The sequence below is a fragment of the Corynebacterium sp. HMSC067D03 genome (assembly GCF_001811185.1).
GTDB classification, from domain to species: Bacteria; Actinomycetota; Actinomycetes; order Mycobacteriales; family Mycobacteriaceae; genus Corynebacterium; species Corynebacterium coyleae.
The window spans coordinates 300,307-326,016 of the sequence record NZ_KV803820.1; the positions used below are offsets into that span (position 1 = coordinate 300,307).

Annotated in this window: 26 protein-coding genes and 1 tRNA gene; 10 read left to right on the forward strand and 17 right to left on the reverse strand. The window is 62.3% G+C overall.

Going from position 1 to position 25,710, the window contains the following annotated elements; all coding sequences use genetic code 11:
- The first annotated feature begins 14 nt into the window (after positions 1-14).
- The 5 genes from HMPREF2785_RS07145 (at position 15) to HMPREF2785_RS07165 (ending at position 3,653) form a co-directional block, all read left to right on the forward strand.
- The gene (locus HMPREF2785_RS07145; protein ID WP_070614622.1) at positions 15-650 is read left to right on the forward strand and encodes an HAD hydrolase-like protein; all 636 of its coding nucleotides are present in this window, start codon (positions 15-17) and stop codon (positions 648-650) included.
- Positions 637-1,104: a low molecular weight protein-tyrosine-phosphatase gene (locus HMPREF2785_RS07150; protein ID WP_070450800.1), complete on the forward strand. Its 468-nt coding sequence runs from the start codon at positions 637-639 to the stop codon at positions 1,102-1,104. The genes HMPREF2785_RS07145 and HMPREF2785_RS07150 overlap by 14 nt, the downstream gene beginning before the upstream one ends.
- A 6-nt stretch (positions 1,105-1,110) precedes the next feature.
- Entirely contained in the window at positions 1,111-2,076 is a 966-nt protein-coding gene (locus tag HMPREF2785_RS07155) for an SURF1 family cytochrome oxidase biogenesis protein (RefSeq protein ID WP_246821185.1), read from the forward strand.
- Positions 2,077-2,106: 30 nt separating this feature from the next.
- Entirely contained in the window at positions 2,107-2,502 is a 396-nt protein-coding gene (locus tag HMPREF2785_RS07160; protein WP_070570161.1) for a hypothetical protein, read from the forward strand.
- Between the two features lie 260 nt (positions 2,503-2,762).
- Positions 2,763-3,653 carry an IS1249 family transposase gene (locus tag HMPREF2785_RS07165; RefSeq protein ID WP_256374916.1) on the forward strand — a complete coding sequence of 297 codons (891 nt, stop codon included), beginning with the start codon at positions 2,763-2,765 and terminating at the stop codon, positions 3,651-3,653.
- Between the two features lie 489 nt (positions 3,654-4,142).
- Here the strand turns inward: HMPREF2785_RS07165 and HMPREF2785_RS11820 are convergent, their stop codons facing one another.
- The 3 genes from HMPREF2785_RS11820 to HMPREF2785_RS07175 all read right to left on the reverse strand — a co-directional run bounded on the left by HMPREF2785_RS11820 (position 4,143) and on the right by HMPREF2785_RS07175 (position 5,568).
- A complete protein-coding gene (locus HMPREF2785_RS11820; protein ID WP_141750656.1) occupies positions 4,143-4,637 on the reverse strand; it encodes a hypothetical protein in 495 nt (164 codons plus the stop codon).
- A gap of 386 nt (positions 4,638-5,023) precedes the next feature.
- Positions 5,024-5,099, reverse strand: a tRNA-Val gene (locus HMPREF2785_RS07170).
- Between the two features lie 64 nt (positions 5,100-5,163).
- On the reverse strand, positions 5,164-5,568 hold the full coding sequence (locus tag HMPREF2785_RS07175) for a DUF3052 domain-containing protein (protein ID WP_244268623.1): 405 nt from the start codon (positions 5,566-5,568) through the stop codon (positions 5,164-5,166).
- 195 nt (positions 5,569-5,763) lie between these two features.
- On the opposite strand from HMPREF2785_RS07175, the gene aceE reads away from it, so the two are divergent.
- A complete protein-coding gene (aceE, locus tag HMPREF2785_RS07180) occupies positions 5,764-8,559 on the forward strand; it encodes a pyruvate dehydrogenase (acetyl-transferring), homodimeric type (RefSeq protein WP_070614624.1) in 2,796 nt (931 codons plus the stop codon).
- A 376-nt stretch (positions 8,560-8,935) separates the two neighbouring features.
- Here the strand turns inward: aceE and HMPREF2785_RS07185 are convergent, their stop codons facing one another.
- Together HMPREF2785_RS07185 and HMPREF2785_RS07190 are read right to left on the reverse strand one after the other, a co-directional pair.
- A complete protein-coding gene (locus tag HMPREF2785_RS07185) occupies positions 8,936-9,793 on the reverse strand; it encodes an alpha/beta fold hydrolase (protein WP_083308914.1) in 858 nt (285 codons plus the stop codon).
- Positions 9,790-10,599, reverse strand: coding sequence for a YPDG domain-containing protein (locus HMPREF2785_RS07190; protein WP_070422124.1), 810 nt, complete (start codon positions 10,597-10,599; stop codon positions 9,790-9,792). Before HMPREF2785_RS07190 ends, HMPREF2785_RS07185 begins: the two co-directional genes overlap by 4 nt.
- A gap of 17 nt (positions 10,600-10,616) precedes the next feature.
- On the opposite strand from HMPREF2785_RS07190, the gene HMPREF2785_RS07195 reads away from it, so the two are divergent.
- Together HMPREF2785_RS07195 and HMPREF2785_RS07200 are read left to right on the forward strand one after the other, a co-directional pair.
- Positions 10,617-10,892: an acyl carrier protein gene (locus HMPREF2785_RS07195; RefSeq protein WP_070614626.1), complete on the forward strand. Its 276-nt coding sequence runs from the start codon at positions 10,617-10,619 to the stop codon at positions 10,890-10,892.
- Positions 10,889-11,689, forward strand: coding sequence for an HAD-IIA family hydrolase (locus HMPREF2785_RS07200; protein ID WP_070614627.1), 801 nt, complete (start codon positions 10,889-10,891; stop codon positions 11,687-11,689). Before HMPREF2785_RS07195 ends, HMPREF2785_RS07200 begins: the two co-directional genes overlap by 4 nt.
- A 58-nt stretch (positions 11,690-11,747) precedes the next feature.
- Here the strand turns inward: HMPREF2785_RS07200 and HMPREF2785_RS07205 are convergent, their stop codons facing one another.
- From HMPREF2785_RS07205 to HMPREF2785_RS07250, 10 genes are all read right to left on the reverse strand, one after another.
- The gene (locus tag HMPREF2785_RS07205; RefSeq protein ID WP_070614701.1) at positions 11,748-13,139 is read right to left on the reverse strand and encodes an NAD-dependent succinate-semialdehyde dehydrogenase; all 1,392 of its coding nucleotides are present in this window, start codon (positions 13,137-13,139) and stop codon (positions 11,748-11,750) included.
- A complete protein-coding gene (locus HMPREF2785_RS11825; RefSeq protein WP_141739398.1) occupies positions 13,129-13,338 on the reverse strand; it encodes a hypothetical protein in 210 nt (69 codons plus the stop codon). Before HMPREF2785_RS11825 ends, HMPREF2785_RS07205 begins: the two co-directional genes overlap by 11 nt.
- A 621-nt stretch (positions 13,339-13,959) precedes the next feature.
- The gene (locus HMPREF2785_RS07215) at positions 13,960-14,895 is read right to left on the reverse strand and encodes a DMT family transporter (RefSeq protein ID WP_070614628.1); all 936 of its coding nucleotides are present in this window, start codon (positions 14,893-14,895) and stop codon (positions 13,960-13,962) included.
- Positions 14,896-14,919: 24 nt separating this feature from the next.
- Positions 14,920-15,861 (reverse strand): trimeric intracellular cation channel family protein, encoded by a 942-nt coding sequence (locus tag HMPREF2785_RS07220; RefSeq protein ID WP_070614629.1) that lies wholly within the window; start codon positions 15,859-15,861, stop codon positions 14,920-14,922.
- 327 nt (positions 15,862-16,188) lie between these two features.
- Positions 16,189-17,127 (reverse strand): uridine-preferring nucleoside hydrolase UriH, encoded by a 939-nt coding sequence (locus HMPREF2785_RS07225; protein WP_070614631.1) that lies wholly within the window; start codon positions 17,125-17,127, stop codon positions 16,189-16,191.
- The gene (locus tag HMPREF2785_RS07230) at positions 17,120-18,562 is read right to left on the reverse strand and encodes a uridine transporter UriT (RefSeq protein ID WP_371440488.1); all 1,443 of its coding nucleotides are present in this window, start codon (positions 18,560-18,562) and stop codon (positions 17,120-17,122) included. The genes HMPREF2785_RS07225 and HMPREF2785_RS07230 overlap by 8 nt, the downstream gene beginning before the upstream one ends.
- A gap of 252 nt (positions 18,563-18,814) precedes the next feature.
- The gene (locus tag HMPREF2785_RS07235; RefSeq protein WP_070614632.1) at positions 18,815-19,612 is read right to left on the reverse strand and encodes a serine hydrolase domain-containing protein; all 798 of its coding nucleotides are present in this window, start codon (positions 19,610-19,612) and stop codon (positions 18,815-18,817) included.
- 21 nt (positions 19,613-19,633) lie between these two features.
- Complete coding sequence (locus HMPREF2785_RS07240; RefSeq protein WP_141750657.1) at positions 19,634-20,386, reverse strand: NYN domain-containing protein; 753 nt, start codon at positions 20,384-20,386, stop codon at positions 19,634-19,636.
- 106 nt (positions 20,387-20,492) lie between these two features.
- The gene (locus HMPREF2785_RS07245; RefSeq protein WP_070614634.1) at positions 20,493-21,125 is read right to left on the reverse strand and encodes a hypothetical protein; all 633 of its coding nucleotides are present in this window, start codon (positions 21,123-21,125) and stop codon (positions 20,493-20,495) included.
- 26 nt (positions 21,126-21,151) lie between these two features.
- Entirely contained in the window at positions 21,152-21,805 is a 654-nt protein-coding gene (locus HMPREF2785_RS07250; protein ID WP_246821187.1) for a DUF4230 domain-containing protein, read from the reverse strand.
- Positions 21,806-22,000: 195 nt separating this feature from the next.
- Between HMPREF2785_RS07250 and HMPREF2785_RS07255 the strand changes: the two genes are divergently transcribed.
- Positions 22,001-23,557: an AbgT family transporter gene (locus HMPREF2785_RS07255; RefSeq protein ID WP_070614709.1), complete on the forward strand. Its 1,557-nt coding sequence runs from the start codon at positions 22,001-22,003 to the stop codon at positions 23,555-23,557.
- A gap of 64 nt (positions 23,558-23,621) precedes the next feature.
- On the opposite strand, the gene HMPREF2785_RS07260 is transcribed toward HMPREF2785_RS07255, so the two are convergent.
- Together HMPREF2785_RS07260 and HMPREF2785_RS07265 are read right to left on the reverse strand one after the other, a co-directional pair.
- Positions 23,622-24,095, reverse strand: a complete 474-nt coding sequence (locus HMPREF2785_RS07260) for a hypothetical protein (RefSeq protein ID WP_070614638.1) — start codon at positions 24,093-24,095, stop codon at positions 23,622-23,624.
- 41 nt (positions 24,096-24,136) lie between these two features.
- Complete coding sequence (locus tag HMPREF2785_RS07265; RefSeq protein ID WP_070614640.1) at positions 24,137-24,781, reverse strand: hypothetical protein; 645 nt, start codon at positions 24,779-24,781, stop codon at positions 24,137-24,139.
- Positions 24,782-24,910: 129 nt separating this feature from the next.
- On the opposite strand from HMPREF2785_RS07265, the gene HMPREF2785_RS07270 reads away from it, so the two are divergent.
- Entirely contained in the window at positions 24,911-25,531 is a 621-nt protein-coding gene (locus HMPREF2785_RS07270; RefSeq protein ID WP_070614641.1) for a hypothetical protein, read from the forward strand.
- Positions 25,532-25,710 lie beyond the last annotated feature (179 nt).

A 25,710-nucleotide genomic window follows, 5' to 3' on the forward strand; every position in this document is an offset into this window, starting at 1 on the left:
AACAGTGGTGAGGTGTGAACACCACATTGCTTTTCGATGTCGACGGCACCCTCATCGACTCCTTCCCCGGCATCCGCCACGGATTCCTCCTCGGATTAGAGGCCGTGGGCTGGGACAAACCCGACGAGGAGTTCATCAAACGCATCCCCGGCCCACCGATGCCGGAATCGATGCGCGCGCTCGGCATGTCACCTGACCAGGTCGAACAGGCCATGCAGGCCTACTCCGCCTACATGTCTACCGAAGGCTGGCAACGCTTCGAGGTCTTCGACGGCATGGCCGGCCTGTTGGCCAAGTTGAAGGGGGAAGGTTTTGGGGTGTGCACGGCGACGTCGAAAAGCGAACGCTTCGCGCGAGCCGCACTCGAGCGCGCAGGGATGCTCGAGCACATCGACTTTTTGGGCGCTGCATCTAACGACGGCGTACGCGCCAAGAAGGCCGACGTGATCCGGTACGTGCTGGACAACGTCGCGCCAAAACGTCCCCTGATGATTGGGGATCGCACCCACGACTTCACCGGCGCCACCACCTTCGACATCCCGAGTGTTGCCGTGACCTGGGGTTACGGTGCCACACCCGAATGGGACGAGGCGACCTACGTAGCATCGGACGCGACCGAGTTGGAAAGGATCATCCGTGCTGCATATTGATTTCGTCTGCACTGGCAACATCTGCCGCTCCCCGATGGCGGAGGTCATCGTGCGCTCCAAATTGGAGGACGCGGGACTGGGCGATGCGGTGCGCGTGTCGTCGTCAGGCATCGGCGACTGGCACGTCGGCCACAAAGCCGACGAACGCGCCCGGCGCGAACTGGCCAACCACGGCTACGACGGCGAAGCCCACCGCGCCCAACAGTTTGGCTACGAGCAGGAGCAAGCCGACCTGATCGTCGCGCTGGACACCAACCACGTGTCGGAGTTGGTCGTGCGCGGCGTGCCCGAAGACAAGGTCCGTCTGCTGCGCTCCTTCGACCCCGCCGCACCTGAGGGCGCTGGCGTTGCCGACCCGTACTACGGCGGGCCCGAGGGCTTCACCGTGGTGCGCGAGCAGATCGAAGCCGCCGCCGACGGCATTATCCGCTGGGTGCGCGATCAGCTAGGCTAAGTGGGCGTGAATGCCAACAAGTCCTCCCAAAAGCCGTGGTGGCGCCAACTGCTCAACCCCGGCTGGATCATCGCGGCGATCGTCGTCGGCATTTTCTCCTACTTTGCCTTCACGTTCCTCGCGCCCTGGCAACTCGGCAAGAACGAACAGTTAGTCGAGCGCAACGAACACATCTCCGCGGCGTTCGACCACGATCCCGAACCGCTGGTGGACCGCCTGCCCGGCACCACGCTCGCACCCGCCGACGAATGGTCACGTGTGGTCGCCACCGGCCACTACACGGGCAACGACGTGTTGCTTCGCCTGCGTTCCGTCGACCGCACCCCTGCGTTCCAGGTGCTCACGCCGTTCACGCTTGACGACGGCCGCACCATCCTTGTCAACCGCGGCTGGGTCCCCGCCGAAGGCTCCACCGGTGTGCCGGACATCGACGCAGCACCTACCGGCGACGTCACCATCACTGGCATGCTGCGCGCCGCCGAAGCGACCCACCCGACCGCGCCCATCCACGACCAGGGCTTCGACATGGTCCACTCCATCAACCCCACCCAGGTTGGGGAGCTGACCGGAGTCGACGCGGGGGCGGTCATGGTCGAGCCGTACCTCCAACTACTCTCAGACCAACCCGGCACCCTCACCGCCATCCCCCTGCCCCAACTCGAAACCGGCAACCACCTTTCCTACGGCCTCCAGTGGATCCTGTTCGGCGTCGCCGCCCCCGGCGCCCTGCTCTACTTCCTGTTCTCCGAAAGCCGCGAACGCCGCCGCTACGTCGAGGAGCAGAAGCAACTGCTTAACGACGACACCGTGGCCGGCAGCGGCCCCGAGCCTTCCCCTGTCCCCGGCGAAGAAACCGCCCCGGCGCCGTCCGCTCAGACCCCGACTGCGGCTCCTACGCGTTCCCGCCAGCGCTACGGTTCTTCCCGCACCAACCCGTGGGCCAAGGCTTACGATAAGGAACAAGAACGCTAACTCTGTCCCATGGTCTCTGAAGGGGTTTTGATGTCGCTCGATTCCGTCCTCCGCACCCTCGCCGACGCCTTCGTCGTCCCCGCCTCGGGCGTCGAACCTGCCGATATTGAAGACGCCGCCTTCGACCACGCCGTCGCCTTCGCCAACCGCCCCTTCGCAACCTTGTCGCTTCTCACCGACCCCGAAGGCCAGCCCCTTTTCGCCCTGTCCGACGGCGGTACTTTGCCAGCCCGCGCCGGCTTAGCCTGCGCCGCGCTTGGCCACTCTCTCCACGACATCTCCATCGTCCCCGACTCCCCCACCGCCACCACCGGCTCCGCTCGGGTGCAGTTCTCCGAATGGGACGTCGCAGACGTGGAGTTCGACGGCAACACCCCGGCGTTCGAACTGGGCATCCTCGCCGCCATCGAGAACCGATCGCTCTAGGTACCGGTTCGGGTTAAGCGACAAAATGTGTGTCTGGATTCGTCGATTTGTTTGAGATGATCGGGGGTTTTCCTGAAAGTATATGCTCCTGGGGCTTATATCCGCGCCATGGTGACGAAAAACCGGGGGGTGACAGCAGTGTGTGGTAGGGGCTGGTGTTGGCTTGATCAATGCCGAAGAACAGACCACGCTGCCAATGCGGTGGGGAAATGAAACGCAACGGTAAGACCTCCGCCAACCGCAGCCGGTGACGGTGCAAAATGTGCGGCGCTTCCACCACCAAGCAGCTCCCCGATATCACCAACTCCGCTGCCTTCGCAGCATTTATCACCCACCTCACAACCGGTGCGAGCTTGGAAACCGCTGCCGCCGGAGCAGGATGTCATCCGCGTACGCTGCAACACCGGTTTGAACACTTCTGGCTAGTTGATGTCCCCGATCCCACGATCGGGCACGAAGGCTGGGTCTACGACCAGGTCTTTCTTGACGGCACCTACACCGCCGGCGGATGCTTGATTGTTGCTGCCACCTTGGATCACGTCATCGCTTGGCACTGGTGCACACGTGAAACCACCCGCGACTACCAACGACTGCTCGAACGTATCCCCGCGCCCCTGATCCCTGTCATTGACGGCGGCCAAGGCGCTGCCAGCGCAATCAAGGCATGCTGGCCCACAACGAAAGTGCAGCGCTGCCTCGTCCACGCCCAACGCGTGGTGCGCCGGCACACCACCGCACGTCCCCGCACCGATGCAGGACGAGCGATTTACCAGATCGCGCTCAACCTCACGAAGATCACCGATCTTGACGAGGCGGCCGCGTGGGGTGCGCAACTGCACGAATACGGCACTATCTACCGTGACTGGATGAACCAGAAAACGTTCACAACCGACCCGGCGACACGGCAACGCGCCTGGTCATGGACTCATGAACGCACTCGCAAGGCCTACAACAGCCTCAACCACCTATGGCGGGGCAACTTACTGTTGGTCTACCTCGCCCCACCCGACGGTGTGCTCGACGCCAGCCGGATCAAAGCCACCAAACAGCCGGAAGGCGGAATCAACGCCCAGTTGAAACTGCTGGCCCGCACCCACCGGGGAAGATCCGGGAACATCAACGCCGCATGTTGGATTGGTGGCTCTACCTAAAAACGGAACTGCCTGACGACCCCGTTGAGATCGCCGGGCAGCCCAACTGGGGTCAGGACTAACTGGCCAAAGTATCCCCCCTGACCCGAAACGAGAACCAAGCCGACCACGAAACTTCGACGACCAGCCTTCTACGAGGGCGCTATCGACACCAACTACACCCACTCAATCGGCATCCAAAAAGGCCACATCTAACCCTCGCGACACGCCGAGCTAGACACCCTTTTTGACCCTTAACGCTCAAATAGTAGTTATAGAGTAGCGGCTCACGCAGGAAGCAAGAATTTGAATATACTAGCCTCTGTCTCGTTTACGGTATCTCACCAAGACTACGTACAAAATGCCCGCTAGAGCACCTGTAATCGATAAAATGGGACCTACGGACAAAATCGGATTAGACCACGCAGAAAGTGCTACCTGAATAATACTCAGGATAACACCTATAGCGATAATGATACCGATGACAACACGTAGCAAGCGCATTTATACCTACTGTGACCAACAAATTCCACCAGGGAAAAGTCTAATTCCTCGATTCCACGAACCGCAGATGCCTAAAATGCCAGATTCCGCCGCTAAGACTCCAGCAATAGCGCCAGCAAGAAACCCGCCTACACCTGTTTCTGCAGTAATTAACGCAGCTAACGCGGCAACACCAGCGCCAGCGGCGTACGCATTCTGGAGTGCAGATGCCGCGCAGCTATTTAGCAAGACACCGGGTGGTAGCTTTTGGAACCCATTCCGTCCTTGACATGCATCGTAAAACTGAATAGCCGGTTCGATAGCATCCGCTTCGCGTTCAAGAATCGCTAGGTCTGATTCGTCCGCGTCAACATTCCAGCCTTGCGCAAGAAGAGTTCCTGAGAACTCATTCAGTACACCAGAATCCACGTCTGGATCCGACTGAGCTGCTCGATAATCAAACCGTGCATGTTCAAAATCAACATACCTGTCCATCGCCCTAAAAGATGCCTCTTCAGCCACGGTGAGGTTCGAATCCTCGGCAAATAACATCTGCGCCTCAGCGACGTCAATTGGCTTTGCCGTTACCGTCGTAGGGGAGGAGATTCCTAGCGCCGATACCGAAAGTGCAACTGCCAATGCCCTTCTAAAGAGTAGGCGCATTCCTAACCTCTTTCTAAGAATATTCTGCGAGAGCTTGCTCTGTCAAGATGTCCTGTGAGCTCTTGCTCACTTAAGACGCCTTGTGAGATGACGGTAACATATTCTTTCGCCCAATGAACGGCGGAGCATTAATGAGAATGTCACGCCGATAGCAGACACACTTTTTGAGCCTTAACCCGCCTTAACCCCAGCCTGCGGACTCACACCAAGCTACGAAAAGGCCCCTCCGAAGAGGGGCCTTGACCTGGTGCGCCATGACGGGCTCGAACCGCCGACCTACTGGGTGTAAACCAGTTGCTCTTCCAGCTGAGCTAACGGCGCGCTGCCCGGTAACACTACCAAAGCACGACCGGAAAAGGAAAACCTGCAGGCTAAGCGCCAAAAACTACCGTTTCGAGGCGGCGAGGCAAGAGCCCTGCCAGTCGCCGAAACGGTCCGCCTTGGTTTGCAGCAAACCAGCCAACTGGGCAGACTCGGCGATCAAGCCCGGGGCGACAACGCCTGGGAAGCCGGCACCAGGAGTCATCAGCCAGATACGGCCGCCGGAACCGAGGTTGCGGGTGGCGTCGACGAGTTCATCGACAAGGTCACCGTCGCCTTCACGGAACCAAAGGAGGACGAGGTCGCAGGGCTCGAGGGTGTCGTCGTCAAGAAGCATTGCTCCGATGGCATCCTCGATGGCTTCCGAGATGGACGAATCCGCATCCTCACCCCAGCCGATCTCCTGAACGACAAGGTCGGGGCCAACCCCAAAACGGTCGGCGTAGGTGTCCACTCCTGTGGCACTCAAGTGTCTAAATCCTCCAGTTGTAGTTGTACGAATGCACGTCAGCATACCGCCCCACCGTGCTCAATGGCGACAAACCAACAATTAGTCTCACCAAAAGCCATCCGATGTAAGAACTAGCGAGCAAAAGAACGTATCCTTGTCGGTGTATTGCCCCGATGAACCCAGGAGGTTGAAGTGGCCGAAAAGGACACTGACATGATCGATGCCCGCGTGAAGAACGCAAACGACGTCGACACGAATATCCTGTCGCTGCGCGAAGGCGTAGCTTCCTACCTGCATGACGCGGACCCGGAGGAAACCCAAGAGTGGATGGACTCCCTCGACGGCCTGCTCGAGGAGTCCGACCCGGAGCGCGCCCGCTACCTCATGCTTCGCCTCATTGAGCGCGCCAACGCCAAGCGAGTACCACTGCCGGCGCTGTCCTCCACGGACCTGGTGAACACCATCCCAACCAAACTCGAGCCGGAATTCCCTGGCGACGAGAAGATTGAGAAGCGTTACCGCCGCTGGATGCGCTGGAACGCCGCCATCATGGTGCACCGCGCACAGCGCCCCGGCATCGGCGTCGGCGGCCACATCTCCACCTACGCCTCCGCAGCAGCTCTCTACGAAGTTGGCTTCAACCACTTCTTCAAGGGCAAGGACGCACCGCAGGGCGGCGACCAGATCTTCTTCCAGGGCCACGCATCCCCAGGCATGTACGCCCGCGCCTTCCTCGAAGGCCGCCTTTCCGAAGACGACTTGGACGGCTTCCGCCAGGAGCATTCCCGCGAGCAGGGCGGCCTGCCGTCCTACCCGCACCCGCACGGCATGCCGAAATTCTGGGAGTTCCCGACCGTGTCCATGGGCCTTGGCCCAATGAACGCCATCTACCAGGCACGTTTTAACAAGTACCTGCAGGACCGCGGCATCAAGGACACCGACCAGCAGCACGTCTGGGCATTCCTTGGCGACGGCGAAATGGACGAGCCCGAATCCCGCGGCCTCATCCAGATGGCCTCCCTCTACGGCCTGGACAACCTCACCTTCGTCATCAACTGCAACCTGCAGCGTCTCGACGGCCCAGTGCGCGGCAACGGCCAAATCATCCAAGAACTGGAGAGCTTCTTCGTCGGCGCCGGCTGGAACGTGATCAAGGTCGTGTGGGGCCGCGAGTGGGACGAGTTGCTTGAGAAGGACGAGGACGGCGCACTCGTCCACATCATGAACACCACCAAGGACGGCGACTACCAGACCTTCAAGGCCAACGACGGCGCCTACGTCCGCGAACACTTCTTCGGCCGCGACGAGCGCACCAAGAAGCTCGTCGAAGACATGACCGACGAAGAGATCTGGAACCTGCGCCGCGGCGGCCACGACTACCGCAAGGTCTACGCCGCCTACAAGCGCGCCTTGGAGACCAAGGGCAAGCCGACCGTCATCCTCGCCCACACCGTCAAGGGCTACGGCCTCGGCCACAACTTCGAGGGCCGCAACGCAACCCACCAGATGAAGAAGCTGGCCCTGGAAGACCTGAAGCTCTTCCGCGACAAGCAGCAGATCCCGATTTCCGACGAAGAACTGGAAAAGGATCCGTACCTGCCGCCGTACTACCACCCGGGCGAGGACGCCGAGGAGATCAAGTACCTCAAGGCACGCCGCGAGGAACTCGGCGGCTACCTGCCGGAGCGTCGGGAGCAGTACACCCCACTCGAGCAGCCTGACTTTGAAAAGACCTTCAAGGCCCTGTTCAAGGACTCCGGCAAGCAGGAAGTCGCCTCCACCATGGCGCTCGTGCGCACGTTCAAGGCGCTCATGCGCGACAAGGAGATCAGCAAGCGCATCGTCCCGATCATCCCGGACGAAGCCCGCACCTTCGGCCTCGACTCCTGGTTCCCGACCCAGAAGATCTACAACCCGCACGGCCAGAACTACGTGCCGGTCGACCACGACCTGCAGCTGTCCTACCGCGAGTCCACCGATGGCCAGATCCTGCACGAAGGCATCAACGAGGACGGCTCCTCCGCATCCTTCATCGCAGCAGCAACGTCGTACGCCACCCACGGCGAGCCGATGATCCCGATGTACATCTTCTACTCGATGTTCGGCTTCCAGCGCACCGGCGACAACTTCTGGGCCGCCGGCGACCAGATGGGCCGCGGCTTCATCGTCGGCGCAACCGCCGGCCGCACCACCCTCTTCGGCGAAGGCCTGCAGCACATGGACGGCCACTCCCCGATCCTGGCCTCCACCAACCCTGCCGTCATCCCGTACGACCCGGCGTTCGCCTACGAGATGCCATACATCATCTCCAAGGGCATCGAGCGCATGTACGGCCAGGGCGCGGACAAGGACGAAGACGTGATGTACTACATCACCGTCTACAACCAGCCGCACCACCAGCCGGCACGCCCCGACAACCTCGACGTTGAGGGCCTGCACAAGGGCATCTACCTTTACGACGAAGGCAAGGACCTCGACCACAAGGTCTCCCTCCTCGCCTCCGGCGTGGGTATGCAGCAGGCACTGCGCGCCCAGGAGATCCTGCAGGAGAAGTACAACGTCGGCGCCGCGATCTACTCCGTCACCTCCTGGACCGAACTCGCCCGTGAGGGTCAGCGCAAGGCTGCCGAGCAGCTCCGCAACCCGGGCGAAGAGGTTGAAGAGGCATTTGCGACCAAGCAGCTCAAGCAGACCGAAGGTCCGTACATCGCGACCTCCGATTTCGCTTCCGACCTGCAGGAGCAGATTCGCGCCTACGTCCCGGGCCAGTACATCGTGCTTGGTGCCGACGGCTTCGGTTTCGCCGACACCCGCGAAGCCGCCCGCCGCTTCTTCAACATCGACGCCGAGTCCATGGCCGTCGCCGCCCTGATGGGCCTGGCCAACGAAGGCAAGATCGACCGCGATGTTGTAGCTAAGGCTGCAAAGGATCTGAAGATCGACGATCCGACCGCCGCGAAGCCGACCCTCGACTCCGACGACGAGGGCCCGGAGAACGCCGCAGAGTAGTTCTGTGGCCCCACCGCCCCGGCCTGTTTTCATTGGCTGGGGCGGTTTTCGTTGTGTGAGGTGGCTCGTCTTTCCGCCTGCCACCCTTTCCGAAAATAGTTCCCCGGCCGGGAACTTTCTTCGGTTTTGGAACTTTCCGCGGCTGCGTTTCCCCAGGTCGCCGATTTTGCGAGCCGCGCGGAGCCAAAATAGTTCCACAAATCGGCGCGGACCCGGGAATTATTTTGGCCAGGAGCAGATGCTCCTGACAGACTTCACATCGGCGCCCACCTCAAAACCCGCTGACCTGCGACGATTCCCGGCGCTGACAGATTCTGCCGGAATGTGTCAGAAACCTCGGCGGCTGGTGGCTGTCGCAGGCGCGGTCGCGCCGGCCCTACCCTCGCGCCAGGGCGATGACGCGCTCGATGGCGGCGGTGACGGCGTCGGGGTCGTCGAGAGGCGGCATGTGCCCTGACTCGGGCAAGATTTGGAAGTAGGCGCCCGGCCAGATCGCGGCGAGTTCGGCGGATTGGCTGACGGGGGCGACGTTGTCGCGGTCGCCGACGAGGATGTAGCCGGGGATGGTGGCCAGGACGGCGGTGGCGCCGCGTTCGGAGTGGGTTTGGAGGTCGTCGAAGAAGCCTCGATAGGTGGCGAGCGGCGTGGCTTTGATCATGCGGGCGTGGAATTTGATCAGGGACCACGGCACGGGCCGGAAGTAGAACCAGCGTGCGAGGATCGGGGCGATCATGTCGGTGACCAGGCGCCGGATGCCCTCGGCGGCGTGTGGCAGCCTATCCACAAACCACCCGAGCGACCGGCCGAATCCCCCACCGAGGAGGCGTGGTAAGCCGCGGGCGGTGAAGGGGTCGACGGTGCTGGAGATTTGCACGGATCCGACCCAGTTGAACTGGTGGCGGCGCATCAGCGACAGGGAGATCGGACCGCCGAGGGAGTGTCCGACGGTGATGAGGGGGTCGTCGATACCGAGGTGGCGTAGGACGGCGGCGATGTCGTCGGCGGCGGCGTCGATGGTGAGCAGGCTGGGGTCGGCGTAGCCGGTTTTGCCGTGGCCGCGGACGTCGACAAGGATTTGGCGCACGCCGGAAATGGCTTCGACCTGCAGTTTGTATTCGGCGGCGGCGATGTTGAAGCCGTGTGCGTAGACGACGGTCAGGCCGGCGTCGCGGGGGCCGACGTCGTAGTAGTGGATGGTGATGCCGTCGCGGTCAAGGGTGCCGGTGCGCATCATAATCCGAGTTGTCCCAGGTAGGGCATGGCGGCGAAGCCGATGCCGACGATGACGGCGAGGATGCCGAAGACCAGCGCGACTTTTTGCAGCGGTGTCGATCCCGCAGGCGCAGGCGCGGGCGTTTGCTTCTCGACGACCCCACGTCCCGTATTCGTCACCCTCGCCGTCGTCGAACGCTTCGAGCCGTCGGCGAACGTGGCGGTCACGTCAAGGTTCGCGCTGTCGTAGGAGTCCTTGGGCAGGGTCACGGTAATCGCCCCGGTCTTCTGGTCAACCGAGTCGTAGGTGCCCTTGACCTCCCACGTCGCGTCGTTAGGAAGGTCCAGGTGGCGGACGTTGGTCGGGGTGAGCGTTACGGTTTGGCCGGGGTCGGCCTCGGCGGAGTCGTATTCCGGATCGTACAGAAACGCGTGGTCCGGGATTAAGGTGACCTCGGGGAAATAGAGGTCCGTCGAGTTGTCCGGAAAGTGCACCCGCACCGGAATCTGCTGCGTGTTCTCGCCGCGCTGCACCGGCGTATCGCCATTCAGGTTGAGGTTGACCCGGAGTTTGTCGTCCACCTTGTCCACCTGAAAGCGGTGGCGGATCGTGTTCTCCCCGGTCAGGCTCCACCGCGCCCCCTCCGGCACGTCCTTCAACTCCAGGTAAACGGGGTTGGTGTAGTAGTCGCCCGGCGGGCCGTACACGTGCGATGTCTCCGGCGCGAAGTACGGCTTGTACGTTTCCGCCATCGTTGCGGCGCCGGCGACGGGGGCGACGAGGCTGGTGATCACAACGGCTGCTGCCGGAACTGCGAGGCGGTGCATGGGCCTATCATAACGGCATGGAACTTTCGCAGCGCTTGGATCTCGGCGGCCTCCAACTCGAGGAGGAAACCCCGGCGGACACGTTCGCTCGTCTCGCGGGATTGGTTGAGGAGGTGACGGGTGTCGTCGTCAAGCAAAGCTCGCGTTTCGACGACACCGCAATCGCCTCCCTCGACCGCATCGAACTCGCCGTGCGGATCGAGGAGACTTTCGGCGTGCGTATCGACGACACCGTGCTCACCGACCACCCCACCGCCGGCGAACTCGCCGACTACCTGGAGGAACACGAATGATTTCATACCTGACCGACATGGACGGCGTCCTCCACAAAGAGGGCTCGGTCATTCCCGGCGCGAAGGAGTTCATCTCCACCCTGCGCGATGAGGAAATCGAGTTCATGGTGCTGACCAACAACTCGATGCAAACCCCACGCGACCTCTCCGCGAAACTGCAGCGCATGGGCCTGGACATCGAACCGGAACGGATCTGGACCTCGGCGACGGCGACCGCGAAGTTTCTCTCGCAGCAAGCCGGCGAGGCCTCCGCGTACGTCATCGGCGAGGCCGGCCTGACCACGGCCCTGCACGAAATCGGCTGGATTCTTACCGACGCCGACCCCGACTTCGTCGTACTCGGCGAAACCCGCACCTACTCCTTCGAAGCGCTCACCACCGCCTCGAACCTGATCCGGCGCGGCTCGCGCTTCATTGCAACGAACCCCGACCTGACTGGGCCTGGCCCGCGCGGCGTCGTTCCAGCAACCGGTTCCGTCGCCGCCATGATCACCGCCGTGACCGGCATGGAGCCCTACTACGTGGGCAAACCTAACCCCGTCATGATGCGCTCCGCACTGAACAACATCGGCGCCCACTCTGACAACACCGTCATGATCGGCGACCGCATGGACACCGACGTGAAATCCGGCCTCGAAGCCGGCATGCGCACCGTACTTGTGCGCTCCGGCATTAGCGACGACGCCGAGATCGCCCGCTACCCCTACCGCCCCACCGCCGTGTTCGACTCGGTGGCGGACCTGGTGGATCGCATCCACGACCCCTTCGGCGACGGGAAGTACGCCGACGCCGACTAGGGCGGCGCGGGTGGCGCGTGGGCGGCGCGGCCCCGAACGCCCTCGCGCCTGCGTCCTCCTACACTGCCGAGTCGGAGCCGGCGATGTAGAAGCGCTGCTTGTTCACAAACTCGTCCATACCCAGCGGTCCCAGTTCGCGGCCCAGGCCGGAGGCCTTCACACCACCGAACGGCAGCTCGGCGCCGCGGGCCTGTGGGATGTTGACGTGGATCATGCCGGTGTCCACCTTGTCCGCAACACGCTTGGCACGCTCGACGTCCTCGGACATCACGGCACCGCCAAGGCCGTAGCGGGAGTTGTTGGCCACCTCGATGGCCTCTTCCTCGGAGGAGACCTTGTACACCTCGGCGACGGGGCCGAAGAACTCCTCGTAGTAGGAGTCGGAGCCGACCGGGATGTCGGTGATCACGGCCGGGGTGAAGTAGGCGCCCTTGCCGGTGACTTCGCCGCCAACGTGGATCTTCGCGCCTTCCTCGACGGCGATCTTCAGCTGCTGGGCGAGGTTTTCGGCGGCGTCGCGCGAGGACAGCGGGTAGTAACGGCCCTTCTCCGGGTTGAGCGGATCGCCCGCTTCGCACTTGGAGGCAAGGGATACCAGTTCGTCGACGAATTCGTCGTAAATGTCCTCCATCACGATCATGCGCTTGTTGGAGGTGCAGGCCTGGCCGGTGTTGCCGATGCGCTTGTTCCACGCGGTCTTCGCCGCGGCGGGGATGTCGGTGGAGTCGAGCACGATGTAGGCGTCGGTGCCGCCCAACTCGAGCACGCACTTCTTCAGTGCCTGACCGGCCTGGGAGGCGATGGCACGCCCGGCGCGCTCGGAGCCGGTGAGGGAAACGCCCTGGACGCGGTCGTCGTTAATAATGCGCGAAATTTGCGAGTGCTTCGCGTACAGATTCGTGTACAACCCCTCCGGCGCACCGGCCTCCTCGAAAATCTTCTGGATCGCCTCCGCCGAACGCGGGCAGATCTCCGCGTGCTTGACCAGCACGACGTTGCCGGCCATCAGCGCGGGCGCGGCGAAGCGCGCGACCTGGTAGTACGGGTAGTTCCACGGCATGATGCCCAGGATCACGCCGAACGGAACCTTGCGCATAATGGACGTGCCGCCGCGCTTGTTCGGGATCTCCTCGTCAGCCCCGAACTCGGCGCCGTTGTCGGCGTAGTAGTTGAAAATCTCGACTACGTCGTCGATTTCGCCGTCGCCCTGATCGACCGGCTTGCCCATCTCTTCGGCGATGATGCGGGTGAGTTCGTCGCGTTTGTCGTCGAAAAGCTTCGCGACCTTCCGCAGCACCTCCGCACGCTCCTCAAACGACTTCTCGCGCCACTGCTTAAACGTGTCGTTTGCGGTGGTCAGGGCGGTGTCGAGGGCGTCGTCGCTAATGAAATCGTACGTTGCGACAATCTCGTTGTTCTTCGGATTTTGTACTCGATATTTAGTAGACATGCGCCCCATGGTACGAGCGCTGCGTCAGCCTCGCCACGAAGTTCTCCTCCGCCGCCAACCGCTCAATCGCGCGCCGAAACGGCTCAATCTCCGCCTCCGTGGCGCGGATCGTTTCGCTGCACGAGTACGTGCGATCCGGCCGCCGCTGCCAGCGCGTGAACCAGACCTCGCCCGGCTCACCCTCGGGCAATAAGAGCATTTGCTTCTCGACGACCCCACGCACCCTGCCCAACATCCCCTCAATGTGGAGCGTCCACGTGAGTCGATTGCGTGTCGGACGGCACGCGCGGGGCGCAGCCAGTGTTGTCGTCATTGGTGGGGACCCTTCTGTGCTTTCAGCATCGGTGCTGTGCCGCTGTTTTGCGTGCAGCACTCGATGTCTTGCTTGGCGCACTCCTGCCCCGGTGACTAAGCGGGACGCCGCGACGGACGGTTCACCGCACCCAGGCTGCGCGCCTGGTTCGGCTGACGTGTCCGTATCCGGGTGACTAGCCCGGGCGGCGGAGTGCGAGACGAGAGGTTCGTCTTCCCCAACGGCCTCTGGTTACTCTTTGAGCCCTTTCGGCTCGCGACCGATCTTGCGTCACACGAGCCCCGCGAGCAACCCTCAACTGCTGCTTGATCCCCCTATTTACTCGACCTCTGGTTGAGGTTGAGTGGCGTGGTTTTCAGCGCCGAGTGTGGGGTTGTATATGTCGCAAAATGAGCTTAGGGGCAAACCCGAACTCAGATCCACGAGTTCGGGTTTGCCCCTAAGCTGCGTTTTCGCGCTACTCCCCCCCTCGAGCGCAATCCGTCCGCGCGCCACGGCGCCGATTGCCTACAGCAACCGCACGGCGAGGACGCCAAGGAAGATCACGACCAGCCCGACGAGACGCGTGGCGGTGAGCGGGTTCTTGCGGGCACCGAAGGCGCCGCGGGCCTCGAGGACCTGACCGGCGGCGATGGTGCCAGCGTTGAAGGCGATCACGGTCGTGCCGGTGCCGAGGATCGGTGAGAGGGTCGCGCCGGAGATCACGAAGATCGCGCCGACGAGGCCGCCGAGCCACATCCAGGCCGGGCCCGGCGTCGGCTTGCGGGTGAACTGCTTCGGTGAGGTGACAAACGCGGCGATCAGCAACAGCACCACGCCGACGGAGAGATTGATTTCGCCGGCGTGGAGGGAGGAGCCGGCGATCGTTCCTAGGTATCCGTTCACTGCGGTCTGCACCGCGGAGCCGACGCCGACTAAGACGCCCAAGAGGCGGAAGAGCCAGAGTTCGAGGCCGGTGGCGTCGCCAGATGCAGCGGCAGCAGCCGCGCCCTTCCCTGACTTGCCTGCGCGCAGCACCACAACGATGCCGACGAACACGACGATGGCGCCGGCGATGCGGGGCGGGGTGACGTCGATACGCGGTGCTCCGAACAACCCAAACCAGTCGATGATCAGGCCCATCACCACCTGCCCAAGGATCGGCAACACCACCGTCTGCACCGCGCCAAGGCGTGGAAACAGCAGAATGTTGCCCAGCACGAAGCACACGCCCATCACACCGCCGAGCCACGTCCACCACGGCGCGGACGTACCCGGCGCGAACTGTGGTAGCGGGTTGCCCTGCAGAATGGTGGTCGCCACGATAGCCACAAGCAACGCCACCGAAAACGAAATCAGCGCCGACACAACCGGATAGTTGCCCACGCTGAGACGCAGTCGCGAGTTGGCCGCGGTTTGGATCGGGATCAGCCCGCCGACGGCGAGCGCAACAAGGAGAAGCACCCGCCTATGGTTTCATACGGGTGGTTACTTCTTCCGGTCGCCCGCGCCGCCCACACCAGAGCCCGAGCCTCCCGCACCGCCCGGGCCGGTCGGGTCGATGTAGGCGCGGTAGAGGGCGTCGAGGAATTCTTCGTGGGTGACGTTGCGGCGGTCGTCGATACGATTACCCAGAATGTCGTGAATATCCTTGCGCGTCGGCGCGTGTACGAGCATGCCGGGGCGTTGCGCGCGCTCGGCACGTTGGCGCAGGGCGCTGGGGGTGCGTGGGAGGCGGTCGCCGACGCGGTGTTTGATGCGGGTGAAGAAATCGTCGACATTCGCCAGCGCCTCGATGCCCGGCACGTGCCAGCCGAACCAGTACGCCGCCACGCCGAGGCCGAAACCAATCAGAGCGGACACCGCGAGGCCCACGGACTCCAACCCGAGGTCGTAAAACAGTTGCACGCTAATCGACGCCACAATCGCCGGCACGACGTACCACTGGCGGTCGATAAGTATGGACGGGATCTGGCCGATCATCATCTCGCGAATCACCATGCCGCCCGTCGCCGTGAGCACACCCATGAGGATGCAGCCGAACCACGTGATGTCGGCACGCATCGCCGTCACCGTGCCCGTCACCGCCCACACGCCAACGATGATCATGTCGCCGTGGAAACGGAACAACTCCCACGTCAGCCCCGACAGCGGGATCAGAAACGCAAACAGCGACCCCACCAACGCCGTGCCGATGTACCAGGGGTTTTGCAACGCCGACGCGGGCGTGGCACCGATCAGGGCGTCGCGGATCATGCCGCCCGCCATGCCCGAAATGATGGAAATCAGCATGAAACCGACGGCGTCAAAGCGCAATCGCCTAGCGACGAGCCCACCCATCAGCGCATTCAAAAACACCCCAATAAGGTCCATCAGGGCAAACGAGAACCCCACGGCGGTGAACACGTTGTCGAAGTACATGCGCGTCATCGTAGTGGTTTACTCCTGTAATTCCCGGCGTTCGGTCCCGGGCGCCGGTGATGACGGTGTGGGACGTGTGCGTAGGTGTCGCCGGTTTGGCGTGGTTGCCGGTACCGCCAGACACGCTCGGACACACACATGGTGAGAATACAACGGTGAAGATGCCGATATTTTGCCGTCCTCACCGTTACGTTCTCACCATGTGTTGGGTGGGGTCGGGAAGGTGGCGTCGCAAAGCTAAACGGCACATCCAACACCGCGCATCTCGCCCAAAATCAGCGAAATGTGCCGTTTGGCCGAGAAGACGGGGCAGGTCTGCGCCTGAAGCGCCTGCCCCTACCCCAGGCGCTGGACTGCGTCGATGACGAGGTCCCAGAAGCGCTCCACGTCCAGGCGCGTGGCCACGGACGTGTTGCAGTCGGACGGGTCGAGCACCCGGAAATCCGCGATCGTCCGCCCGCGGGTCAGCGCACCCGACAGCTCCACGGACAGGGGCACGGCCACGGTTTCGACGACGGAGGGGTCGATGACGTAGGCGACGGCGCAGGGGTCGTGAACTGGTGGGTTGTCGAAGCCTTGGGCGTCTTTGTAGTTGCGGCGGAAGGCGTCGATGAGTCCGACGCAGAAGTCGCCGGCGGAGGTGCCAAGCGCAGCGAAGCGCGACTCCACCTCCGGGGTGGCAAGTGCCTGGTGGGTAAGGTCCAGGCCAACCATGACCACCGGCCAGTCCTCGCCGAACACGATCGCGGCGGCCTCCGGGTCCACCCACGTGTTGAACTCCGCGGACGCGGTCCAGTTACCGGTGCCGTACGCCCCGCCCATGAGCACGACTTCGCGCACGCGCGAGACGATCCGCGGCTCCATGCGCACAGCCAGCGCGATGTTGGTCAGCGGTCCGGTCGGAACCAACGTCACGGTGCCGGGTTCTTCGCGCATCAGCGTATCGACGATCCACCGCACCGCATGCTCATCTTCCACCCCAACCTCTGGTTCGGGCAGGTCGTAGCCGTGGATTTCCATGCCGGTGTCGCCGTGGATGTCCTCGGCGGTGACCACCTCGTTGATGAGCGGTCGCGTCGCACCCCGGTAGACCGGCACGTTGGTGGCCCCGGCGATGGTCAGCACCTGAAGCGCGTTGTGGGTGACTTTATCGATGGTGTGGTTGCCGCCGATCGTCGTTAAGCCAAGGAGCTCAATGTCTGGATTGCCAAGGGCGAGCAGGATGGCGACGGCATCGTCGTGACCGGGGTCGCAGTCGATGATGATCTTACGCACGGGCGGCCACGTCCTCTGCTGCGAGCGTGTCCGGGATGGTTTCCGGCTTCGGGATGAGGAACGACGCGGCGAACGCGCAGCCGAGCAGGATTGCGCCGGCGATCATGCCTGCGCGGTAGCTACCGTTGGTGGCAGTGAACACGGCGAAAATGATCGTGAACGACAGGCCCGCACCCAAGTTGAACGCGCCGCCGTTGAGCCCCGGCAGGTAGCCCTGGTTGTGCTTCGGCGCGAGCACGACGCCAAGCGAGCCGAGCATGATGTTGCCCATGCCCGCGTAGGTGATGCCGGCGAGAATCGACATGGCCAGCAGCAGCGCGGGCGTCGCATTGCCGACGACCACCACACCGAACAACACCGACAACGCCGCACCCGCGATACCGATCTGCAAGATGATCTTGTAGCCCACACGGCCGGCAAGCCAGCCGGCAATGGGGCCCATGACGAGGCCGGCGAGCGCGTACGGGGTGAGCGTCCACCAGGACACGACACCGGCGGACATACCCGGGCCGGCCTCAGCGTCCTGCGCGAGGTTGGGCACCAGGCCGTTCATGACGGCGAACACACCGGTCATGGTGAGGGTGGTGGTGAGCAGCAGCGCCCAGGTGCGACGCTGGGTGAGCAGTTCAGTGGACATCAGCGGGTGCGGGGTGGACTTCTCGGTGCGCCAGAACCACACCAGCGACGCCGCGCCGATGGCCAGCAGGATGATGACCATGACCCAGTTGGCGGCGGCGAGCTCACCGGCCATGTTCAGCGCGGTCAGGATCGCGGCGGCACCGATAACCAGGCCGACGACGCCCTTCCAGTCCATCGGCTGCAGCTGGTCGGACTTGGTTTCCGGCACGCCGAACTGCACGGCGAACACGGCCACAAGTGCGGAGGCGCCGATGACCCAGAAGAGGGAGCGGAAGCCGAAGGCGTCGGTAAGCCAGCCGCCCAGCAGCGCATCCACACCCGCGATGCCGCCGTTGACCGAGGTCAGAATGCCCACCAGGAACGCAAACTGCTTCTCCTCACGCACGGCCTGACGCAGCATGACGGAGGTCAGCGCGACCGTCGGGCCGGACACGCCCTGGATCACACGGCCGATGAACAGCATGGTCACGTTCGTCGCCAGCGCCGCAACGACCGAGCCGATCACGGTGACGACCATCATGGTCACCAACACCTTGCGACGCCCAATCAAGTCACCCCAACGCGGCATAAACAGCGCAAACACAGCTGCGGCGGTGAAGAACGCCGTCTGCGTCATGCCGATCTGCGCGGTGGTCGCGTCAAGTTCGACCTCCATGGTCGCCAGCGCCGGCGACAACATGGACGCGTTGAGTTGGAATGCGAAGACAGCCACCAGCAGCGCTGTCATCAGGGGCACGACCTGGTTGGTCGGTAGTTTCTGCCCCGCTGCTGGTAGCGAGGTGTTCGTCATAGTCATGCGTGCAGTGTAAAACAGCCCTCCGCGCACCGCCCGCCTCGGTTCCGGTGCGTCGCCGAGCACTGCAAGCGACCCGCGAGCAGCACCTTACCGTTCATATGCAGGGCTCGATATGCGTAATCCCTGGTCACAGCGTTTCGGCTCAAATCGCTCGATTTTTCCGAAAACGCCCTCACCTGCAGTTACGCATATCGAGCCCTGCATATGAACAAATCCGCCGCGCCGCACCCGCGCCGCACGCGCGCAGGCGCCCTAGGACAGCGCGCCCCAGAGCGCCGTGTTGGTTTCCTGCCAGAGGGGTTTGGCCCAGTCGCCGAAGTCGCGGTCCGTGAGCACCACGCAGGCCTGGTCGCCGGCGACCCACAGGTAGGTGCCGGCCATGCCGAAGTGGCCGACGGTGTCGGCGGGCATGCCGTCGCCGGTCCAGTGCGGGGACTTCTCCCCCTTGATCTCAAAGCCGAGGCCCCACGGGCAGGGCTTTTGCATGCCGTAGCCGGGGACGACGCCGCGCAGGTCGCCGAACTGATTCGTAAACGCCTCGCGCACCGTCGAGGGGTCAAGCAACCGGGGCTCGAGTAGTTCGGCGGCGAAGCGCGACAGGTCCGCGACGGTGGAGCGCCCGCCGTGGCCCGCCGAGCCGTAGATCTCGGTCGAGTCCATCCCGAGGGGTTCGAAAATGCCTTCGCGGGCGTAGTCGGCAAACGTGATGCCGGTGGTTTCCTCGACGATGTCGGCGAGGATTTCGTACCCCGCCGACGAGTAGATGCGACGCTCCCCCGGCGCCTTTTGCGGTTCGCGGGAGTCGAAACCGACGCCAGCGGCATGCGAGAGGAGGTGGCGGATGGTGGCGTTTTCGGGGCGGGCGTCGTCGTCAAGCGAAAATGCCCCTTCTTCAACCGCGAGGAGCACAGCGTACGCGGAGAGGAGTTTGGTCACGCTGGCCAGTTCGAAGACGCGCGCGGTGTCGCCGAACGACGCCTCTTGCCTACCGACGAGCGCGCCCGCCACATTGTCAACCGGCCAATCCTGGAAAAACTTCTCGAGCTGCATGGCCCCACCCTACGTGGCGAGTCATCGATACGGCCGGACATCCAGACTCGCGGTGTGGTCGACTTCTCCCATCCGCGTGTTCCACACATGCCGACGTTTCTTCTGCGCATCCAAGCCCGGTTGGATCTTCGACTGAAAGCCAGGATCAAAGTCGTTGCGGGGGACGAACCAACTGGCTGTTTCAATCCGCGCGACTGCCACTGGGTCCGCCACATGTAAATCGTGCACGGTATCTACGACCGGACCCATGTCACTATCGTGCGACGCCAAAATTACTAGATCAATATCTGGACGCTGAGCAGCTAGCAATGTAGCGAGTCCCACCGTCAGATCGACACCTTTCTCTTCAGGTGGTCCCGCCAACGTCTTCTTTCCATTGACATCCATGATCGGCTTACCTCGGCCATCGCGCTGGTACCGATATTTGAGCGGACGTAGGGTCACCTCGACTCCATCCGATTCCCAATTCCGTTTCTGATCCTGGTTTCGCCGATAGGCATCGGGATCATGAATCGAACTTGGTAAACCTCGAAAGACTTTCACCGAATCAAGTGTCGCAGGGGGCGTAGTGGAGTTGGCCGCGTTTCGAGCTGCAATAAGTCTCTTGGCAAAGGCTGCTGGGTCGAGCAACGCTTCATGAAGCCCGACGCCGTCATCGCGTGAAAAGACTTCCCAGCCTGTGATGTGCACATTCTGATAGTCGATAAGTACGACAGCATTTAAAGTGCTGCTCCCCCTCCGCTTTGGCATGAGCGACGGTAACGCGTTAATCATCTGATCCCCCCGGAATTTAAAAACCCCGCCAATCCGTAGATAGCGGGGAACTATGTAAGCGAGTATACCGTTTTGGGTTCGTCTGTCAACCCCTTCGGGCAACAACCTAAAACGGCAGCGCAGGCAGCGTCACTCCCGGGATCAGGCCCGCCGCGCCGGCACCCACAGCACCAAGCAGGCCGAGCAGCGCCACGACAATCAGTGCGATGTGGTTCGGGGCGAGGCCCAGGCTTATCGACGACGGCGCCACCGGCACGACCCTATTCACATCCTTGCCGCAATCCGCGTAGCGCTGCGCGGTGTACGAGGCGGCGTTGGCAAGGTAGGCGGCCTCCGAGTGGCTAAACGGACTGTCGGCGGTGACGGTCAACCCCTTCGAGGAGTGCTTCAGGTCGTCGAGGACCAGCGCGCTTGAGGTGTGGGTAACGCCGGGTTCCCAAAGTTTAGCGTCGTCGATTTGGGTGAGCGTGCCCCAACCGTTCTCGCCGATGCCAGCACGCAGCTCGGACTGCTTCTTCTCCCACAGGGCAAGTGCGTCGGTGCGGGAGCCGTTGAAGAAGATGAGGTCGTCGCCAAGCACACCCGCCGCGAGCGCCGGGACCTGGTCGGCGTTGTACTCGATCGAGCATTTACCAGGGTCGCCCGTCGCTGCAACGGCAACCGGCACCGTAGCGGCACCAACAGCAGCAGAAACAACAGCCAGCGAGCAAACCGCCGCAGACACCAAAGACTTACGCATAGCCAGAAACCTTAGACCACGAGTGGCTACTGCGCCCAGGAAATCCGCACGTCAAAATCTTCCTGCTCGGTCCCCTTCACAAGTGCGGCGATGTGGCTGCGTACGAGGTGTTCGGTGCGCTCCCCCGCGCGGTCCAACAGGCCCTGCGACACGGCCTTGTCGCGCGCGGCTTCCTCTTGGCCGGCGATGAAGGTGGTGACGTCGTCGACACGAATTTGGTTGATGGGGTTCATGGTTTGGTCGTAGACCTGCACGCTGTCGGCATTGATGTGGGCGCTGAGCACCTCCACCGGTGGCAGCACGACGTCGATCGAACCAGAGCCGACCGAAACGTCGATGGCGGTTGCGTCGCGGATGCCGGCGGTAACGCGGCCGTCGTAAGTTACCAGGAAGTTGCGGCCGGTAAACGGCACGCGCAGCCCGAGGACCTCGAGGCCTTGCTGGTCGAACTTGCCCACGTCGGAGAAGACGTATTCCTCCACGGAGAGTTCGGCGATGTCTTCGAACGACGCCCCGATGGTGGTGGAATCCACCCGCGTCTCCCCCATCCCGATTACGGCTGGGCGCAGCATGACAAGCAACAACCCCACAACCGCCAGGACGGCGATGACGGAGGTCACAACGGCGCCACCACGGCGTGGGCGGCGCGGCGCGAGGTGTAGTTCTTGGGCGGTACTCACATCTGGTGATCTTAATTGCACCCCCATATTCGGATGGTTTGTACACTCATTGGGACCTTTGGGCGTACGCGGCTGAAGGATGTATCTGGCCACCGCACGGAAGAGATAACGATGACCGGTTCCACGCGTATCGACGAAACCCGCGCCGACAAGCAGCGCGAAAAACAAACCAAACCAGACAACAACCAAGACGGCATGACCGGCTTCCTCGGCTGGATCGAGCGAATAGGTAACAAGCTGCCGGAGCCGTTCTGGCTGTTTGTCATTTTGAGCGGCGTTGTTGTCGTGTCCTCATGGATTGCCAGCAAGGCGGGCCTCTCCGCCATCGACCCCGCCTCCGGCGAAGAGATCAAAGTAGAAAGCCTGCTGACCGGCGAGAATATCTCTCGCATGGTCACGGATGCGGTGGAGAACTTCATCGCGTTCCCGCCGCTGGGCGTGATCCTGGCGGTGATGCTTGGTGTTGCCGTGGCGGAGCAGACCGGTCTGCTGGCGGCGATGGTGCGCGCGATGGTGGACAAGGTCAGCGGCAAGATGCTGACGTTCATGGTCGCGCTTGCCGGCGTGACCGGTTCGATCGCCTCGGATGCGATTTACGTGATCATCATTCCGTTGGGCGCGATGGCGTTTCATGCGGTTGGGCGCTCGCCGGTGGTGGGTGCGATGGTGGCGTTCGCGGCGTCGTCGGCAGGCTTTAACTCCTCGCTGATCCTGAACATTACGGACCTGCTGCTCGCCGGCATTTCCACCTCGGCGGCACAACTCGTCGACGCCAACTATGAGGTCTCCCCTCTTGCCAACATCTTCTTCGTCATCCCGTCCGCCATTGTGCTGGCGCTGGTGATCACTGCGGTGACCGAGTTTTATGTGGAGAAGAAGGCGCAAGCGCTTATCGACGACGACCACATCGACGAAGACGAACTCCAAATCAACGACTCCGCCCAGCCGGACGATTCCCACCTGACCGACGACGATGACCTCTCACTCACCCCACTGGAGCGCAAGGGCCTCGCGTGGGCCGGCGTGACGCTGGTGCTCGCACTCGTCGCCTACTTCGTCCTGCTGCTGGTCCCGGCCTCCCCGTTCGCACGTCCGGAGGAGGGCTTCATGGAATCGCCCTTGATCCGCGCGATTGCCGTGCCGATCACCCTGATCTTCTTTGTCACCGGCCTGGTCTACGGCCTGATCGTAGGCACCATCAAGGAAGCCGCGGACCTGCCGAAGTTTATGGCCAAGGGTCTGGAGTCCATGCTGCCGATCTTGGTGCTGTTCTTCGCCGTCGCCCAGTTCCTGGCGTACTTCCAGTGGTCCAACCTGGGCCCCTGGACCGCGATCAAGGGCGCGGAGCTGCTGCAAGCGTGGGATCTGCCGAACGCGGTGCTGTTCCTCGCGTTTGTGATCATGGTGGCGCTGATCAACCTGTTCATCACCTCCGGCTCTGCCCAGTGGGCGCTGATGGCGCCGGTGGTGGTGCCGATGATGATGTACGTCAACGTCTCCCCCGAGGTCACCCAGATGCTGTTCCGTATCGGTGACTCCCCGTCGAACATCATCACCCCAATGTCGCCCTACTTCGCACTCGCCCTGACGTTCTTGCAGAAGTACTACAAGAAGGCCGGCGTGGGCACCCTGATGTCGCTCGCCCTGCCGTATTCGCTGTGCATGCTGGCAGGCTGGTTTATCTTCTTCATGATCTGGTACTTCGCCGGCATCCCGCTCGGCCCCGGCTCCCCGATGGGCTACGAGGTATAGTCAGTACCGCACGACATTAAGCGCTGGGTGTTATGCCCAGCGCTTTTGCTTTGCGACGAGCGACCTACCGGTAATACACCGTGTCGCAACGGTTGTTGTCCGCGTAGTCAATCAGTTCCACATACGCGTGCCCGACTGGCAGATCCCAAACTTTTTGGAACCCGTACCAGCCCAGAATGCCTAGCGTGCCCTCCCAGAGATCTTCCGTCTCGCTGATCTCTTGCAACTGGTCAAGTTCCCGATAAAACGTGTCGATCGCCGGCTTGAGCTTTTCTTTGTCCTCCTCTGAGGCGGTGATATACATCGCCCACGTTTGGTCCCTGACCTCTTGGAAGTACCGCTCGCCGCGGAGAAACTTGAATTCCCCATCATCCCAATCGCTAAACGACTCAACCGCCTCGCAGTGCGCCTTCTTCCGCACCTGCTCTGCCGCTTCGACGAGCGTGTTCTGGCTACCGCACGCTGTCAGCGTCGCCCCCACCGCACTTGCGGCCGCAACAGTGGCGACCAGTTTCCTGAATGTGTTCATCTTCCTCATGCTCCAGCATCCGCCAGCGCTTATTACTTTACGACGACCCCCTACCGGCCAATCTCCGACGGCTTGCAGACCGTGACCCGACGCATAAACCCTTCCGGTGCGCCCTGCTGGCGCAACTTGATGCCGTTGTAGCACCCCTGAGTCATGCCCGTGGAGGTCGTGCCGTCCGGCTTGATACGAGTCCACTTGCCGTTGACAAACTTGAAGGACTCAGTCCAGTCAGTTCCGTTTGCGCCTGCAACCGCCCACTTGCCGTCGCAGTAGGAAACGGAGGTGCCAAAGATTTTCGGCCACCCCGGCACAACAGCATCAAAAGCTTGCGGCGAACAGTTGCCACGGGCCGAGGCTGGGGCCGGCACCGGAACGCCCAACTCGCGAGCAGCACGAGCCAAATCTGGTGGAAGCTGCACCCAGCCCTGCTGAATAGCGAACACGCTACCCGCGCCAACAGCGGCGAGCGAGCCAATCACGATCGCGGCAATCGCCAGCGGGCTAAGTTCCGCGTTGGTACCAGCACCGGTGCCAGTCGAGCTGGCGTCTGTCTGCTCGCTGATTGCGCTAGCCACGGCGATGAGGTCACGCACCGCTTGCGGATCAATAGTTTGCTGTGCGGATGCAGCTGGGACGGCAACGGTGCTGCACAGCAAGGCGGCTGCGGCACCCGGTACGAGAAGATTCTTCTTCATGCGAATAAACCTAGACTGCTTCGCGTTTCCTGGCAGCGCTTTTGTTTTTGTCATTCCCCCGCACGTTTCCTGCAAACGTGTTTAAATCCAGTTGTCAACATTCCCGACACTTCCTGTGAAGGAGTTCTCGTGCCAAACAACATGAAGGACATGGAGCGCCTGCTCCGCGACTTCCAAAACCTGCTGCCGCAGATCATCGGCTCTATCGTCGCTGTGATCTCTGCAATCGCTGTCATCGTCGGCCTAATCAAAGGTGATGGCAACATCGGTGGCCAGAAGCCGTCCGACCGTCCTGGCGTGACCGCAAGCCCGAACCCGGGTAACTACTCGAAGCCGGAGTTCGCCGACGCCAAGTACCTCCACACCCACCGCGACCGCTTTTACAGAATGCAGTCTGGGGTTGGTGTGACGTTCAACGGCCAGGAGTACCCGAAGTCCTTGATCTCCACGAGTAACTATTACGAATCCGACGGGTACTTCGACGTGGACAAGAAATACTCCACGCTGAATTACACCGCGGCATGGGCCTCGAACATCCCGAACTCGGACGGTGTTGGAGTGATCGAGGTTTATCTGAATGGCGGCCTTCGCGACCGCGTGACAGTGAAGCCTGGCGAGTCCAAGACCCGAAACGCCGATATCCGTGGTGGCGGTCGCATTCACGTCAAGATGTATGCCGTGGATAAGACGGATGACAAACAGAAGGTCGCCCCGAACGGCCTGGCGGTGCTGACCCCGACGGTGAAGTAACCCCCAATCAAGCGTTGTGCCCCATCTCAAACGAGATGGGGCATTTTGCGTCCATGCCATCTCACGAACTGACGCCCTGCTTGCGGCGTCCACCAATAGCCATGAGACGCATTGCAATACGCGTTCACCTACACTGCATTCGAGGGGAGGAAGCAATGAGCTCAGTGAAAAACCCTACT